The 17,490-nt window shown below is 32.2% G+C and carries 12 protein-coding genes; all 12 read left to right on the forward strand.

The window, feature by feature from the left end; all coding sequences use genetic code 11:
• Positions 1-313: 313 nt before the first annotated feature.
• The 12 genes from QA584_RS12625 to QA584_RS12680 all read left to right on the forward strand — a co-directional run bounded on the left by QA584_RS12625 (position 314) and on the right by QA584_RS12680 (position 17,486).
• Complete coding sequence (locus QA584_RS12625; RefSeq protein ID WP_278274856.1) at positions 314-2,332, forward strand: FAD-dependent oxidoreductase; 2,019 nt, start codon at positions 314-316, stop codon at positions 2,330-2,332.
• A 282-nt stretch (positions 2,333-2,614) separates the two neighbouring features.
• Complete coding sequence (locus QA584_RS12630; RefSeq protein ID WP_278274857.1) at positions 2,615-3,319, forward strand: response regulator transcription factor; 705 nt, start codon at positions 2,615-2,617, stop codon at positions 3,317-3,319.
• A gap of 333 nt (positions 3,320-3,652) precedes the next feature.
• A complete protein-coding gene (locus tag QA584_RS12635; protein WP_278274858.1) occupies positions 3,653-4,585 on the forward strand; it encodes an ABC transporter ATP-binding protein in 933 nt (310 codons plus the stop codon).
• The gene (locus tag QA584_RS12640) at positions 4,569-5,345 is read left to right on the forward strand and encodes an ABC transporter permease (RefSeq protein ID WP_278274859.1); all 777 of its coding nucleotides are present in this window, start codon (positions 4,569-4,571) and stop codon (positions 5,343-5,345) included. Before QA584_RS12635 ends, QA584_RS12640 begins: the two co-directional genes overlap by 17 nt.
• 100 nt (positions 5,346-5,445) lie before the next feature.
• Entirely contained in the window at positions 5,446-6,345 is a 900-nt protein-coding gene (locus QA584_RS12645) for a sensor histidine kinase (protein ID WP_278274860.1), read from the forward strand.
• 232 nt (positions 6,346-6,577) lie between these two features.
• A complete protein-coding gene (gene rpsB / locus QA584_RS12650) occupies positions 6,578-7,333 on the forward strand; it encodes a 30S ribosomal protein S2 (protein ID WP_278274861.1) in 756 nt (251 codons plus the stop codon).
• A gap of 145 nt (positions 7,334-7,478) precedes the next feature.
• A complete protein-coding gene (tsf, locus tag QA584_RS12655) occupies positions 7,479-8,405 on the forward strand; it encodes a translation elongation factor Ts (RefSeq protein ID WP_278274862.1) in 927 nt (308 codons plus the stop codon).
• A gap of 487 nt (positions 8,406-8,892) precedes the next feature.
• The gene (locus QA584_RS12660) at positions 8,893-9,300 is read left to right on the forward strand and encodes a hypothetical protein (RefSeq protein WP_278274863.1); all 408 of its coding nucleotides are present in this window, start codon (positions 8,893-8,895) and stop codon (positions 9,298-9,300) included.
• 248 nt (positions 9,301-9,548) lie between these two features.
• Complete coding sequence (locus QA584_RS12665) at positions 9,549-12,710, forward strand: serine/threonine-protein kinase (protein ID WP_278274864.1); 3,162 nt, start codon at positions 9,549-9,551, stop codon at positions 12,708-12,710.
• Positions 12,710-14,002: a hypothetical protein gene (locus QA584_RS12670; protein ID WP_278274865.1), complete on the forward strand. Its 1,293-nt coding sequence runs from the start codon at positions 12,710-12,712 to the stop codon at positions 14,000-14,002. The genes QA584_RS12665 and QA584_RS12670 overlap by 1 nt, the downstream gene beginning before the upstream one ends.
• A gap of 146 nt (positions 14,003-14,148) precedes the next feature.
• Positions 14,149-15,741 (forward strand): hypothetical protein, encoded by a 1,593-nt coding sequence (locus QA584_RS12675; RefSeq protein WP_278274866.1) that lies wholly within the window; start codon positions 14,149-14,151, stop codon positions 15,739-15,741.
• Between the two features lie 272 nt (positions 15,742-16,013).
• Positions 16,014-17,486 carry a hypothetical protein gene (locus tag QA584_RS12680; protein ID WP_278274867.1) on the forward strand — a complete coding sequence of 491 codons (1,473 nt, stop codon included), beginning with the start codon at positions 16,014-16,016 and terminating at the stop codon, positions 17,484-17,486.
• The last annotated feature ends 4 nt before the right edge of the window (positions 17,487-17,490 follow it).

A 17,490-nucleotide genomic window follows, 5' to 3' on the forward strand; every position in this document is an offset into this window, starting at 1 on the left:
TAGGAGGATGAAGAAATACGGCATTGAATGACTGGAGACAAACATAACCAAAATAATAAAACAGTCTGACAGAATATATTCCTTTTAATTGCGTTCAGGATTTTATTAATCTTTCCAGGGCAATGGGCTATATATAAGAGTTACAGGCAGTATCAGAAGTATATGCAGGTTGAAAGAAAATATGCCACACTTTATTCTTTTTAATTTGCGATTGATTTTGGCGAAAGCAGTTTTCAGTGAAAGTTTATAGTAGTGATTACAGTTTGTAGTATATCATCTAGTTATTATGTGGCAGTAAGTAATGGGAGGTAACATGAAAAGAAAAAGTAAATCTTTAATAGTTATGGCATTATGTTTTACATTATTTGTTTCTCTTCTTGGAGGGTGTGAAAACAAGAAAAATGATCAGAAAACAGATAACAGCTCAGAAAGCATAGATACCGCAGAAAATACAGGTACAGCAGAAAGCACGGATAATACCGGTTCTAAAGATACTTCTGCAGAAACCGCAATGAAGTATACGCCGGGAACTTATACGGCGAAGGCAGATGGTAAAGACGGAACAATAACCGTAGAAGTTACCTTTAGCGAAACGGAAATTACAGATATCAATATTGTAAGTCAGACGGAAACAGAAGGTATCGGTTCGGAAGCACTGAAAACAATAAAGGAACAGGTGTTAAGCGGGCAGACCTTAGCAGTGGATGCAGTTTCCGGCGCAACAAAAACCAGCGACGGCTTCTTAAGCGCGATTGAAGATACAGTTAAGCAGGCCGGAGGCGATGTAGACAAACTCAAAGCCAACGTAGTAGCCAAAGAAAACGAAGGAAAAGTTGAAAAGTTAACTGCGGATGTAGTAGTAGTTGGTGCAGGAGCTTCCGGAGTTTCGGCAGCAGTTTCTGCATCCGATAAAGGAGCTAAGGTAATACTGATTGAAAAAACAGCAACGATTGGTGGAGCCAGCAATTTATCCTGGGCTGGTAAATTCTATAATTCTTCTGTTGCGCTAGACAATGGTGTGAAAGTAGAAGTAGAAAAAGAAATTTCTGACTGGATTGTCAATAATCACTGGAGAGTGGACGCAGCGGCTGTCAGACAGTATGTAACAAAATCAGGAGAAACCTATGACTGGTTGACTTCTAAAGGCTATAATACCACATTTATTAACTTTGGCGGGGAACAGCTTCATATGCTGCCTCCATACGATACACGTCAGGAACTGCTAAAAAATATGTTAAAGGAATCCGTTGAAAAAAGCGGCGGACAGGTACTGACAGAAACTACCGGTAAGAAACTCTTAACCAATGATAAAGGTGATGTAACCGGCGTAAGTGCAGAAAAGAAAGATGGAACTACATTAGAAATCACTGCGAAAAGTGTTGTAATGGCAACCGGCGGTTATGCTGCTAATGCTGAAATGGTGAAAGAATTATTTGGCTTTGAAGGTATTAATGGCGGTCTGGGACAAAATGTAGGTGAAGGTCTTAAAATGGCTTGGGACATCGGTGCAAAAGTTCCTGATAATGTTGGCGGACAGATGCTTCACCAGACTTTGTCTAAAGCAACGGAAAATCTGAAAAAACAATATGATTCCTTTGAAGCCAGCTACCCTCTTATGCTCAGCTATCTTCCTAACTTTATGAATGTAGGACCTTCCGGTGCCAGATTCAGGGACGAGGCAGCTACCTTAACGGCAGTAGCAGCAGCTAATACCAGTGCTTTTAACGGACCCTACCATATGGTAATAGTTTCTAAACAGCAGTTAGAGAAGTTAGAAGAAAAGGGTATGAGTGGCGTAGATGCACCATCACTACCAGGAATGCCTCCAGAATTTTATGCAGATTTTAAGGATCAGTATACGTTAGAAAATCCTTGGAAAAATGTTGTAAAAGTATTTGATTCCATGGTAGAAAACGGCGATGGATATAAAGGCAATACCATTGAAGAACTTGCTACGAATGCAGGAATGGATGTTGAAACCTTTAAAGACGAATATAATAATTACATGAAAGCAATTAAGAGCGGAGTAGATACGGAATTTGGTAAAAAAGCAGAATATCTGACTCCAATGGGTGAAGAAGGACCCTACTATGCAGTTGTAGCACAAATCAATAATTTAGGCTCTGTAGGCGGTCTGTTAGTTAATACAAAATTTAAAGTGTTAAATGACCAACGTGTTCCTATTAAAGGTTTATATGCAGTCGGACTGGAGTCAGAAGGCGTATTGTTTAACGATACTTATGTTGGCAATGGAGTCGGTATTGGCTATTCCTTTACCTCCGGACGACTTGGCGGTGAAGATGCAGCTGATTATGCATTAGGAAGTAAATAAGTACTATTTGAAAACCAATCCGGTGGAGTAATTGCCGGGTTGGTTTTTCTTTGTGTGTTTCGTTTAGTAAGATTACATAAGTATGGTAAAGTATTTACGGCAAATGTGAGATGGAATCAGCAGTAAAAAGCGTTTGGCGGAATCTGGTATGTTTGTAATAGTTAAGAGTTTCCTTCATGAGATTGTTAGGAAATGTATTGGTGCATTCTGTACAAAAAAATCTGTCAATGGTATAATACAGTAAATTATGATGAAAATTCCATAAGGAACTGAGGTAAACTTATGAATAGAATATTGATTGTAGAAGATGATGAGGATATTAACAAACTTTTAAAAAAACATCTTGAAAATGCAGGATACCAGGTAAGCTGTGCTTACTCCGGAACAGAGGCCAGGCTTTTATTGTCTATGGAGAGCTGTGATTTAATACTGCTTGATTTAATGATTCCAGGTATTTCAGGTGAAGAACTGATACAGCTTATACGAAAAAAGGATAATACACCTATTCTAGTGATATCGGCTAAGAGTACCTTAGAGGATAAAGTAAAAGTGCTAAAAAACGGTGCTGATGATTATATGACAAAACCTTTTGAACGGGAAGAGGTTATTGCCAGGGTTGAAGCTATACTTAGAAGAAGTAAAGGAGCATTATCAGCTAGTGAAAGTGGGGTTTTAGAATTTAAGAATCTAAGTTTAAATGAAACATCCAGAGAAGTTTTCGTGAAAGATAAACCGATAAACCTGACCGGAAGTGAATTTGATATATTATTATTTTTGTTAAAGCATCCAGAGAAAGTATTTACCAAAGAACAGCTTTATCAGGAAATCTGGCAGAATAATTATTATGGAGAAGATAATACAATTAATGTACACATCAGCAATATCAGAAAGAAGATAAAAGACTATGATGAAGAAGGATCCTATATTAAAACAGTATGGGGCATCGGATTTAAAATGGATACTTCTGCAGGCAGAGTAAATGAATAAACTATTCCCACCAGAATTAATTAAGCTGAAATAGTGAGGATATGAATCATCCGGTATTTCAGCTTTATACTTTCTTTAAACTTTATTAAGTACTTGTTTAAACTAAATTGTTATTATTAGTAGGTAAGTAATGATTGCAGTCAATACAATAATCATATGAAGGCATAGTGAGGAAAAAAGTGTCTCCACCAAGTCTTAATTTTTCATTATGTTATCTTATGACGGAAAGGTTGAAAGAAAATATTAAAATTGAAAGGATGCCACAATATGATTCTTTCAACCTATTTATTAGTGGCAGTATCGCAAATGAACTTGCGATATGCGGTGGGTAGAATGAGAGAAACTGTATTATCTATGAAAAACCTTACTAAGAAATATAACTCAGTTTACGCTTTAAACAATGTGACCATGGAAATTAAGCAGGGAGAGATATATGGTCTGGTAGGCAAGAACGGTGCCGGAAAAACGACTCTTTTAAGGCTGATAACCGGGCAGGCCTATCCGACGGAGGGGGAATTTTCATTATTTCAGACCTATGGGGAAGGACCTATGAACAGAGAGCGGAAAAAAATAGGAGCAATTATTGAATCTCCCAGTTTCTATTCCTACTTAACAGCAGAACAGAATTTAGAATACTACCGTCTCCAAAGAGGAATACCTGGAAAAAATTGTGTAAGTGAGGTATTAAAAGAGGTCGGTTTATCCGATACCGGAAATAAGAAGTATAAGAGCTTTTCTCTTGGCATGAAACAAAGGCTTGGGTTAGCATTGGCACTAATGAACAATCCGGATTTTCTTCTTCTGGATGAACCTATTAACGGGCTTGACCCCTTTGGGATAGTGGAAATAAGAAATCTTTTGCTTCAGTTAAATCAGGAAAAACACATTACTATATTAATCTCCAGCCATATCTTATCTGAACTGTCAAGTCTTGTAACTAACTATGGATTTATTCATAATGGAAATATGGTAAAGCAGTTATCCCACGATGAGTTATTAAAGGAATGCAATAAATATCTGGAACTTAGAGTGGACCAGGTGGAAAAAATGACAGCTCTTCTGGAACAAAAATTAAGTAATATCTCCTACAAAGTTACACCGGATTATGCAATTCAGGTTTACGGATATCTTGACGAACCATCAGTTATTAGTGAACTGGCTGTAAATAATGGCGTTAAACTGAATGGTATCAAATTAAAGGAGCTGGATCTTGAGAATTATTTTATTCAGCTGGTAGGAGGTAAGAATAATGATTCTGTACATTAAGAGTGAATTTTACCGTTTGCAGAGGTATAAATGGACCTATTTATTTATTGCACTCTGCTCTTTATTATTGCTAAGTTCCAATATTGTTTTAGCGGTTTTGAAGTATACGGATGCTTCATTTCCTTACGCAACTACTTATTTTTCATTTTCAAATGTAACCACAAGTATGGTAATGGTTTATGTATTATGTATAGTTGTAAGCAGTATGGTTTTTGGTAATGAGCATGCTGGTCATACTATGAAAAATAGTGTATCTTATGGAATATCCAGAGGAAAAATTTATTTTGGTAAACTTATCGTGCAGATGGTATACGCTATAGCTGCCTTTACTATCATTATCGGATTCCATGTGATTAGTTCATACCTTTTACTAGAAGACTCTGGAATCCAACAGCTAAAAATCCTGTTAAGGGCATGTACCGCAGCCCTGCCTTTGTTTTTGTTTGGTCTTGCTGCGTCTAACTGCTTTACCTTTAACATAGAAGGGTCTGGAGCTATCGCAGCATCTAGTGGACTTATGATAGCCCTTCCTCTTGTGTGCAATGCGTTAGGAATGAAATTCCATTTGTTTGAGGAACTAACAAAGCTGCTTCCCTGGAATATATTAAGTTATATCGGAAGTGATGATAAGGCCGGCAGTTTAATTTTTTATTGGACTGACTCGGTAGGATATCGGAATTGCTGGATACTAGGCACGGTGCAGACGATTCTGATTGCCTTCGCTGGGTATCTGTGGTTTCGTAAAAAAGAGATAAAATAGTATTATTGATTATAAATTATGCTTAAACTCAAACTAACGATAGACTATTTTTAAAATCAATTAGATTATTTAAATTATAGCAGAAGGGAGGATTGTCCGGATGATTTACATTATTGTAGGACTTGCTGTAATTAGCATTTATTTAGTGATACGGTTATTATATCTGAATCGGGCAATCCACTATACTGCATTGCAGATGGAGGAGAAGGAAAATCAAAAGGACAGCAATACAAAATTAAAAGCGATTACTGCCAATAAAAAAATGGAAGCCCTGCTTGTTCGGATAAATAAACTCTATGAATTCAGTCAGCAGGAGCGGATTCAGTATCAAAGAAGAGAAACACAGATTAGACGGGAAATCGAAAATATATCCCATGATCTTCGTACCCCTCTGACCTCCATTATTGGATATGTAGAATTGATTTTAGACTTAAAAATCAAAGAAGCTGATATCAATGAATATTTGGGTATAATATATAAAAGAGCTAAGGTGCTTCAAGGCTTTATTGAGGATTTTTATGAGCTTTCAAGAATTGAAGGGGAGGATTATCCGCTTCTTTACGAAAGCATACCTGTTAAGCCTCTTTTAAAGGAAGTGTTGGTATCTTATCAGCAGTTTGAAAGAAAACAGATACAAGTGGATATTCAATTGTGTGAGAGTCCCTTTAATATCATAGCTGATAAAATTCAACTTAACCGAATACTGAATAATTTGGTCCAGAATGCTTTAAAATACAGTCAGTCTTTTTTTATCATTAAACAATATTGTACAGATGGGGAAGGAATCATTCTGTTCCAAAATGACACTAAGGATTTAAGCGAACAAGATATTGAGCATATTTTTGACCGTTTTTATACCGTAGATAAAAGCCGCCAGGGGCAGAACACCGGATTAGGACTGACCATTGCTAAAATACTGATGGAAAAGATGAAAGGCAGAATAACTGCGTCCTTTAAAGATAATGTATTTGCAGTTGAACTGGCATGGAAGATAACATAAGTTGATAGGATAAAAACATAAATTGATAAGATAAAAACATTTGTTGATAAGATAAAAACATAAGTTGATAAAATAAAAACATAAGTAGATAAAATAATGCTTGCCAACATTTGTTACATATGATATAATTCATATGCTAAATTGCACGCATGTTGATTTTTGGCAAGGTGCCCAGCCGGGTCTGCCTGGAAAACGATACATGCGGAAGAAAACAACCAAATGGAGGTAAATTATGAGCGTTATATCAATGAAGCAATTACTTGAAGCAGGTGTACATTTTGGACACCAGACAAGAAGATGGAACCCTAAAATGGCAGAGTACATCTACACAGAAAGAAACGGTATCTACATCATCGACTTACAGAAATCAGTAGGTAAAGTAGACGAAGCTTACTACGCAATCAAAAATGTTGTAGCAGAAGGCGGAAAAATCCTTTTCGTAGGTACTAAAAAACAAGCTCAGGATTCTATTAAATCAGAAGCAGAACGCTGCGGTATGTACTTTGTAAATGAAAGATGGTTAGGCGGTATGTTAACAAACTTCAAAACCATCCAGAGCAGAATTGCAAGATTAAAACAAATCGAAACTATGTCCCAAGACGGTACTTTCGAAGTTCTCCCTAAAAAAGAAGTTATTGAACTGAAAAAAGAATGGGAAAAACTTGAAAAGAACCTTGGCGGTATTAAAGATATGAAATCAATTCCTGATGCAATCTTTGTTGTAGATCCTAAGAAGGAAAGAATCTGTATCCAGGAAGCACATGTATTAGGTATTCCGTTGATTGGTATTGCAGATACTAACTGTGATCCAGAAGAATTAGATTATGTAATCCCAGGTAATGACGATGCAATCAGAGCAGTTAAATTAATTGTTGCTAAGATGGCAGACGCTGTTATCGAAGCTAACCAGGGTGCTCAGTATACAGATGGAACTGAAGCTACGGTTGAAGCAGCAGAAGAAACTACAGAAGAATTTGTAGAAGCATAATAATTATTTTGATAGTTGGTTCTTAGGGATTGTTACACGCAAACTATGCATTTTCTTGTGTATGTTGTGTACCGGATAATTTTAAATCCTGGGATTTAAAATTATCCGGCTAGTTATATAATCAATATTATGGAGGTATTTAAACATGGCTATTACAGCAGCAATGGTAAAAGATTTAAGAGAAATGACCGGAGCCGGCATGATGGATTGTAAAAAAGCTCTTGCCGCTACCGATGGAGATATGGATAAAGCAGTAGAGTTCTTACGTGAAAAAGGACTTGCAGCAGCTGAGAAAAAAGCGGGAAGAATCGCAGCAGAAGGTATCTGTGCAACTTCCATCAGCGAAGATGGCAAAACAGCAGCTATCGTTGAAGTTAACAGCGAAACTGACTTCGTAGCTAAGAACGAAACCTTCAGAGCATTCGTAACTGCAGTTGTAAATCAGGCAGCAAAAACATCAACTGAAGATATTGATACATTTTTAGCTGAAAAATGGGACTTAGATCCTTCTAAGACTATTAAAGAAGAATTATCTTCCCAGATCGCTATTATCGGCGAAAATATGAACATCAGAAGATTCCAGAAAGTTGTTGCAGAGAATGGTTTCGTAGAATCCTACATCCATGGCGGCGGAAGAATCGGTGTTTTAGTTGAAGCAGAATGTGCTGTTTACAATGATGCAGCTAAAGAAGCAGCCAAAAACATTGCAATGCAGATTGCAGCTATTTACCCAAAATATGTTCAGAAATCCGATGTTCCTCAGGATTACATCGAACATGAAAAAGAAATCTTAAAAGCTCAGGTTGCCAATGAAAATACAGGAAAACCTGAAAACATCATTGAAAAAATGATCGAAGGTCGTTTAAATAAAGAATTAAAAGAAATCTGCTTAGTTGAACAGGTATATGTAAAAGATGGTGATTTAACCGTTCAGAAATATCTTGAAGCTGTATCGAAAGAACTTGGCACACCTATTTCTATTAAGAGCTTTGTACGTTTTGAAACTGGTGAAGGACTTGCTAAAAAAGAAGAAAACTTTGCCGACGAAGTTGCAAAACAGATGGGAATGTAATTTTATATTTTAAAAGAGTGCTTAACCGCTGGAAATGTAGTATTTCCGGCGGTTTTCTTGCGTTTTGGGTATCGTAAAATACCGCAGGTTTTCGGGGCAAAGTTGGTAGAACGTTCGATATGGATGAGGTGTTGTGGCTACAGCTTATTTTTGTCAGAAACCCTGGACGAGAGAAATGGGAATGTAATTTTAAAAGAGTGTTTAACCGCTGTATCTTAGTGTTTCCAACGGTTTTCTTATGTTTTTGGGGTACCATAAACTAGTCAATCTCGTTTGATTTAATACATCTTATATATTGAATTGATAGATTTTGAATGGGGTATTAACTAAACTTTGAAGAGTTGGATTATAGGAAAAAGTAATTATTGTTAAGAAAAGAGATTAAACATTATTTGTAAAAGAATGAGATGAATTGGAATAAATTGTTGAGGTTGGAAAAATAATGATATATAATTATACAAGGACAATCAAAAATGGGGTGGAATAATTGGAATGGAAAATTGGTTGGATGTTTGCTATATTAGGAATTGGTTTAATTATACAGTTGTATGATGCGGAAAGAGATTGGAACAGTGCATATAATATTGGCTATGAAAATATAACCGCAAAAGAGTTTTATTTTAAAAGAAACTTAAAGATTACATTTATTCAAATTGTATTTTCTTTGGTAATATCACTTTGGTTAAAATATTACCGAGTAAATGAAATTATAGTATTAACGTGTGTTGTGGGTGTCCCATTTTATATAATAGCGATGAAAGCAGGATTTAAGGGATATACTGATAATATATTTGATTTTGTAGAAGCGTTTTCATTTTCAACTGTAATCGTAACAAGTAATGATAGGTTGGTTAGTAATTTTATTAAGTCTTATTTATATTGCCATTCGCTTTAATGATGAATATGAAAAATTTAGCTTCTGGGTAAAATTATTTGCTGTTTTTGAATTTGGTATAATGTTCCTTATTGATAAGGCATTTAATATAACATCACTATCATTGTATTACATAATTATTTTTATTCTCTTGCCGCATACAATAATCAAAGCCCTTAATATAGTCGTATCATATTTTTTGATTAACAGGTACAGTAGAAACTAAGTAAAAACATTTGTATAAAATATTATTAAGGGAGAAGATAGATATGGACAATAGTAAAACTATAGATAATTATGAAGTTATAGAGATAAAACATACATCAGAACATGGTAATACGGTAATAGCAAAAGTTAAAGAAAAATTCAAGGAGAAATGTGAACGCGTATATGCATTAAAACTAATTGGTCCTTTAGATAATAGACTTGAAAAATTAATGTTTAAAAGAGAAATAGAAGCTTTAAAGATATTAAATTCATGTAAAAACATAGTTAAGATTCGGGATCATTTAATAAATATTAGTTTTGCTAAGAATAGAAATTGGGGAGCAATATTATTGGATTATGTCTATGGAGATAATCTGGAAGAATTAGATATGAATGATTTTTCACAGGTTAAAAAATATGAAATATGTTTGAAAATTCTCTATGCCGTTTCAGAAGCACACAATAATAATGTATTACATAGGGATATAAAACCATCAAATATTATGTATAATGAGGAGACAGGCGAAGTTATACTTATCGACTTTGGTACGAGTAAAATAAAAACAATAATTGAAAAGGAAACTACTTTCCCATTTTATTCAAAAAATTATTCAGCACCTGAAGTTATTTTAGGAAATGATACCACTGAAGCAAGTGATATTTTTTCCATTGGAGCAGTAATGTTTAAAATCTTTTTTGGGATTGATCCTAATGGTTCGCAAATGATGATAGACACTATGAAAGATATGCGAATATTTGAAGATTTATATGTGCTTATAAAAGGTATGATAGAAGTAGAACCGAAAAATAGGTTTCAAAATATAGATGAAATTATAGACAAGTTAAAAGATATAATAGGAGAAAATATTTCTGAAAGAGAAAACTTTATTTGTTTGGTAGATAGCGATAAGCTAGAATATCTGAAAAAAATAAATTTAGTAGAGTCAGATATAAATATGACGATATTTACTAAATCATATCTTAAATATCAATTTCGTAGATTGACGGGATTTTATGATAAGAAAGAGGATGTTTACTTTTTTACAGGGAAAAAGGTGGCTTTAGAAAGTATATATAATAAAGAAAGTGAATTGTTTGAAACCGTTAGAATTTTACCGCTTTCGCTCGATAGAAAGGTAAGATTCGATAAAAAAGGGTTTGAAATAACGGGAAACATTCAATTTGTTAATTCTTATGAGGCAAAGAGGGGGAGAGCTTCATTAGGATATAATAATAATGATCGCCTAGTTGTTAAATTTAAAAATAGTAGTAGTGAACAATATGAAGTGCAAAAACAAGATGAACTATTCGATGAATTATTTGGTAAGTGGCAAGAAGGATTGGACGAGTCAATAGTTAATGAAAAGGAGAAATCTGGTAGAGTATTATTGTCAGGTTATTCAATAGAAGAAAAACAACTATTGGTTAAGCTTGAAAAATATTATAATAATGATTTGGATGAGTTAAATAGCGAAACTCGATATATAGTTGAAGATGTGGATAATAAAGGTAATCCTGTATATGTTGATGTTGGTTCTTTTAACAGTGTTAGATATGAAGAGGATTCAACCATATTTGTGATAGATTTGGTGAAAAAAATAATTCTTGGTAAGGTAAAACGAATTTTGACTAATAAAAAAATTCTTCTAGAGGATTTTAGGGCAAATATAAGCTCATATAAACGCCAAATTTATGCATTAAGAGCTTTGCATGATGATAGTTATTCATCAAAAAACCTTAAAGATATTTTGCTAAATTTGGATATTCCAACCGCCACACCTACATTATCAAATATCAGTTTTTCTAGTGATGAATTTGACGTTTCACAGAAAGAAGCTGTATGCAAAGCAATATATACAGATAGCATAAGTTTAATTCAAGGACCACCAGGAACCGGTAAAACAAAAGTAATACGTGAAATTATAACACAGATAGTACAACAAGTGGAAATAACCGATGATGTATGCAGAATTCTTATTGTGTCACAGTCGCATACTGCTGTTGATAATATTATTGAAGGATTGAATAATAATATTAAGACTGGTATTGATATTATAAGAATTGGTAAAGAAAAGGATATATCAAAAAGCGTTGCACAAAAATATACGCTGTCTGCTATTAGAAAAGAAATATTTGATAAAATTCAGGAATCATCGGAGTCATATATATGTACTCAAGATGAGATATATAAGTCTGTTGAAGACAAGAAAGAACAAGAAAGATGGGCTAGTATTAAGGAAATTCAAAAAGATTGGTTGAATAGATGTAGTAATTTTGAAACCTTAGATAGTCAAGTTATAAAAAGTGCAACGATTATTGCAGGAACGTGCGTTGGATTTTTATCAAACAGTTTTGTTAAGGAATTGGATTTTGATTATGTTATTATTGATGAAGCAGCAAAATCAACCACGCCAGAGTTATTAGTATCAATTATAAAAGCAAAGAAAATAGTATTGGTGGGAGACCAAAATCAATTACCAGCATATGCAGATAAAAAATTATCTCCGACAATAGCAAAATTAACGAGAGAACCCAGTTTTAGATTATTTGATATTTTATTTAACATATTACCAGATACGCATAAACAGGTGCTTACATTACAATATCGTATGATAAGGAATATCGGTAATCTAATCAGTCAAGTGTTTTATCAGGGTAAAATTGCCACGGGTGTTGAGGACAAACGAAAAATTCATTCAATAAAAATGTTTGAAGGTAAATCTATAATTTGGATTAATACGAGTATGATGAAAGATAAAAATGAAAAGCCGAAAAAAGGAGGTTCTTTTTGTAATTATGCAGAAAATACTATAGTCAGAAAATTACTGGAACAGTTAAACAAAGATGGAGATTTATCAAATCTAGATATTGGAATAATAACCGGATATAGAGGACAAATGGAATTAATTACTCGTACAGTTACGAATAATGGATATGATAAAATTGCTAAAATGATTGATATAAATACTTTAGATGCGTTTCAAGGAAGAGAAAATGATATTATTATTTATAGCACTGTAAGAACAAAAAATTCAATCGGATTTCAAAAGGAGAAAGAGAGAGTCAATGTTGCGTTTTCAAGGGCAAAAAAATTATTAATAATTTGCGGAGATATGGACTTTTTCTATCATTTTGATCATCCAGAAAATAAGTTCGTTGAAATTATAGATTACATATATGAGCATAATGATAAGTGTAAGATAATGCCTGGAGGTGATTTGTAGTGGACAAATATATAAATATGTTTATTAAGAAAAATACAGATATAAATGAAGGCTATTCCTGGGTGATGAGGGAAGAAGTTTACATTCCCATTGTCAGAACCTATTTGTCTATTACTAAAAGATCACATTTTTTATTACCTCTTTTAGATGAGATTACACTTAGACTATTGGCTGAAGGAGTTAATGAAATATCAGAAATTTCCAAGATTTTAGGAATTGATAGAAAACTGTTAGAGATAACGATAGCGGATTTATATATAAAAGGCCTTATTTATTGTTCAGCGGATAGGTGTACTTTGCAGACGACAGGAAAAGCTGCATTACAAAAGTTGCAAGTTATACAAAGGAAAAAAGATATCCTGAGAAACATATATTTTGATCCTATAAATAGAAAGGTATTACCGGAATTTAATAATTTACAATTAATAAATAATACAAATGATAATGACAAAAAAGTAGAAACTGAATATGAACTAGAAAGAATTGATATTTTTCGTGGAAATATGGATGTTATTAATCAAATTTTTTTAGAGGAAATGGATATCTATAATGATAAAACAAAAGCTGAACCAGATGAATTGTTAAGCATTGATGGTATAGAAAGTGTTTCTGTTAAATTTATAAAAATTCCTATAGATGTTTACGTAAGTAATAGTGGAAGAGATATTGATATTTTACCCATCAATAAAGAACTAGAATCAATATTTAATGACTATAAAACTGAAATTATAGAGCAGATTAGAAAGCATAAATTATTTAAGAAAGATTTGTATAGTTATCCAGTGGAGGAAAAGTATGAGAATCCATCGTATACAATAAACTCTAAAATAACGGAAGGTTTATTGAAACATAAAAAAAGCAAATGGGAAGAGAATGAGTTAAAATATTTTTTCAATAAAGAGATTTTGGAAAACAGAAAGTTATTCGATGATGAATTTGATATCATGCTAAGATATTTATCTGATTGTTCTGAAAAAATTATAGTAAAAATATCACATTTAGATGAATGGTACAATAAAGAGTTATTAAATAAAATACTTTCATTAGTAGGTATTAGCAAATTAGATAAAATTTATTATGCATCATGCAAACAGATTAATAAGTGTATAAAATATTTAGAAAGAAATACTCCTAAGTTAAAATCAAAGATACAAATGGAATTACATAATGATTATATTGGAATTTGTTTCGATAACAAATATATTTTAAAAGGGATACCTGAGAATATTAAAGTTTTAGATGAAGATACCTATATACATAAGCTAAACTTTTATTTGGAATGTAACAAATAGATGGTGTTTAATAATGTAAAAAATGCATTAATTTTTATGAAAATTTGGTCTATATAATAATTATTAGATACTATTGAGTTTCTAAATTAAATTACACAATAGCTAAAATATTTAATAGTAGTTTATGTAGAAGAAAGGATAAAGTAGTGAAAACTGTTGATATTGGTTGTATAACTAATAGGAGAATTAGAACACTATGTCATTTTTTGAATTATATTTATAGAGATGAGTATCAACCCAAGGTAGATGTTGTTGAAGAATTTTTGACTAATTATATTCCAGAGGCAATTTGGTTAACAGAAGTATTACCAGGTGAAAATCTCAAAAATATAAGTGAAGTTGAGTTCATAACTGAAAAATTGATTTCGGAAAGCGAATATATAAAAAAATTATCCTTAGATAAAATATCTAAGGAAGAGATTGGTGAATTAGATGATCTAATAATGGAAAGTGATGAACTACAAATAATCAGGAATGTGAACAGTGGGATATATAATATTTGTGGCTTATTGGTTGATATTGATAGGATGGAAATAAATAAACAAGAAATAATGGATGCAATGGAACTAAAAATGTATCAGGAAACTATTATTGCAATTAATAAAATGATTAATGGTCTTATATTTGTAAACTTAGGTGTTTCAAATTTTATTATGGATATTAATCGTGGAAATAAATTTTCATTTACAAAGCATTATAATCTTGAACCTGACATATATAATGGTTTAATTGAACAAAAGAAACTACAATATATAAATTTATATAAAGATCAGCGTAATGTTAAAGAATCAGAGAACGAAGATTTATACAGTGTATCAAATTTGTTACTAGGATATGATTTGTTAATAGTAAAACAAAAATTAGCGGTTTTTAAATTTTTCCTTGCATTAATATGTATCCAAAGATCTCTTGAATATCCTATGTATATGAGAATGTTTGCAGAAATATTAATAGATATTTTGCAAGAGATTATGTTTTGTGGAAGTCTACATAGGCTTTATGTACAAATGAAAGAAATTAATACTAGTAAACCTACTGATGAGAGAGGTAAGGAAGATGCAACAACAAGATTGAGTATAACATTTTCAATTGCAAATGATGATATTTTTATAATGAGGATAGATTTTCCACATAAAGGTGAAAATTTTTTACATATTAATATGTGTGAAAGTGTAAAAGGAAGAATTGTTGCTACTGGTTATCCAATGGAAGATATACCTGAAAATCGCATTCATCTAAGAAATTTAACAAAAGATAAGTATGATAAATTATTCTTTCATTTAAACGGATATATATGGTATAAGTCTAATTTTGAAAATGTCTTAAATAAATTAAAACTGAGGGAAGAAAATAAAAAAGAATTAAGTAAAGAATTTTGTAAAGCTTGTCATCATAAAATTCCTTTTAATTCAAATAACGAACAACAACAAATTGAATTTTTCAATGAATTAAAAGAATATTTAGCATGTTTTAACATCTCTAAAGCATTTTTTATTGGATTTGAAAAAGATGACTTGCGAGCTTACAATGAAATATATAAGGTTAGAAATTGTCAAGAGATAAGAAAATCATTAATTAATGCATTTAATGAAACATTAGATGCAGAAACTAAAGGTAAAGACTTCATGTGGCAATTATTTAAGGATCGAGGGTTAGAGAAGGCAAAATTATCAGAAAAAGAATTTAAAGAAGCCGACTTTAATCAATGCTGGACATTCATTGAGAATTTATGTATGTAAAGGAGAACTATGTAGTTCATACTAATAATCTGTATGTATCTGATACACAATTTCTTAATTTATGTAATTATTGTTTAGAGAAGATAGAAAAAGAATAGCAAGATATACTCCCATTGAGTATTAAATTCTACTATAGTTGTTTTGAGAAAACACATTTTAATTATTATGAAAATACATTTTAGGCTTTTCTTTGTGTTTATATTTTACGATAAGGAGAATAGCCTAATATAATAGGGGATTTAGTAATTTAATTTTAATGAAAGGGTTAAGAAATGGATATAGGACCTAAATTAAATTATTCGTCTATATATAATGAAGTATTAGGCGAAGATCAGCTTGGAATAAAATATGTTGCTATTAATATGTCTGATGTACTTCAATCGGGAATAACTAGTGTAACACCACGAGCAAGATACTGGTCTTTTTATACATGGGTTCTCTATGATTTTATATTTAACACTAATATTAAAAAAACAGAAAATAACTTAAAAGCCTATATGAAAAGACAGGAATGGTATTTTATTTTAAGTAATATAGCTTATGGAAGAGAAATTAGAAAAGAACCAAGTTCTTTACAAGGAATACGGGTAGGAAATCAAGTATGGAATGAAAATCCAGACGCACAAACATTTGATTTAAACGATAAGTATATTTCAAATGCTTTTGGTGGATATGGCGTATATCGTAACGTAATCAAAATTATGGGATTAACGCGTGATTCTGATTCAAATAAAAATATCAAAATTGACTTTGTTACTAAAACCGGAGAACAAATAGCATTAGCATTTGAAGACGAGATTAAGGACAGTGAATACTATAAAAAATATAGGCTATCAAATATACCAGTACCTAAGAAAGTTCTTATTCAGTATGGTGAAAAAGTTCATTTATCGAATATAGGAAAAACGAAGGATGGTATTAAATTAATTGAATTGTTTCTTCCCAAAGATACATCTGATGGATATGTTATAAAGCAGAAAACATCACTACAATATTATCAATATGTTCTAAAAAGTTGTAAAGTCAAAAGTATGACTGAACATGAATGGAGACTTACTTTTTATGATATATTTTCTCCGAAAGCGAATCCTTCCTGCGTAATACCGGAATCATTTAGACAAGTGGCATTAGGATGGGAAGTCTGTACTACGAGAATGTATTTTACATATTCTCTAGAAGGAATTTGGTCAAGAACTTTATATAAAATGGAAAATATGCCTTTAGATATGATATCAATAATTGATGAAGTGTTATATGAGGTTGATAAAAAGATACTTAGGAAAAAAATAACTTCATTAATTGGAAATAATATTCTATCACAAGAAGATAGAGAAAATATAATCGAACATTTAAGGAATGTTGATGAATTATCAGTTATATCAGGATTGCAGATTATGCTTGATGTATATCAACGACTCAGTAATCGGGATGACTTTGACGATTTATTACTCGATTTTTTAAGGCTAGGGGGACAAGAGCAGATATCTCTCTACTCTTGGATTGATACGGTTAATAATTATAAAGATAAAACTGTAAAAGAACTACTGGTGTATGTATTGCAGCACTTGATACTAAATCAGCACTTAAAAACGGCGTTGGATAAACTATGTACGACTAGAAACCAGACATTTCATTTTGTTCAGGAAGATGGGATATTACATTGGGTATCTTCAGATCGACCTGCATTTAATGTTATGCGTGTAATTCAGGGTATTAGTATTTTGACAGATTTAGAACTTATTTAATACA

Origin of the sequence: Anaerocolumna sp. AGMB13025, from assembly GCF_029689925.1 — a bacterium.
Lineage (GTDB): Bacteria > Bacillota > Clostridia > Lachnospirales > Lachnospiraceae > Anaerocolumna.

Excerpts from the sequence above, each read along its gene's own strand:
- rpsB (WP_278274861.1), top strand. The coding sequence starts at position 6,578 with ATGAGCGTTATATCAATGAAGCAATTACTTGAAGCAGGTGTACATTTT.
- QA584_RS12635 (WP_278274858.1), top strand. The coding sequence starts at position 3,653 with ATGAGAGAAACTGTATTATCTATGAAAAACCTTACTAAGAAATATAAC.
- QA584_RS12665 (WP_278274864.1), top strand. The coding sequence starts at position 9,549 with ATGGACAATAGTAAAACTATAGATAATTATGAAGTTATAGAGATAAAA.
- tsf (WP_278274862.1), top strand. The coding sequence starts at position 7,479 with ATGGCTATTACAGCAGCAATGGTAAAAGATTTAAGAGAAATGACCGGA.
- QA584_RS12640 (WP_278274859.1), top strand. The coding sequence starts at position 4,569 with ATGATTCTGTACATTAAGAGTGAATTTTACCGTTTGCAGAGGTATAAA.
- QA584_RS12630 (WP_278274857.1), top strand. The coding sequence starts at position 2,615 with ATGAATAGAATATTGATTGTAGAAGATGATGAGGATATTAACAAACTT.
- QA584_RS12680 (WP_278274867.1), top strand. The coding sequence starts at position 16,014 with ATGGATATAGGACCTAAATTAAATTATTCGTCTATATATAATGAAGTA.
- QA584_RS12645 (WP_278274860.1), top strand. The coding sequence starts at position 5,446 with ATGATTTACATTATTGTAGGACTTGCTGTAATTAGCATTTATTTAGTG.
- QA584_RS12625 (WP_278274856.1), top strand. The coding sequence starts at position 314 with ATGAAAAGAAAAAGTAAATCTTTAATAGTTATGGCATTATGTTTTACA.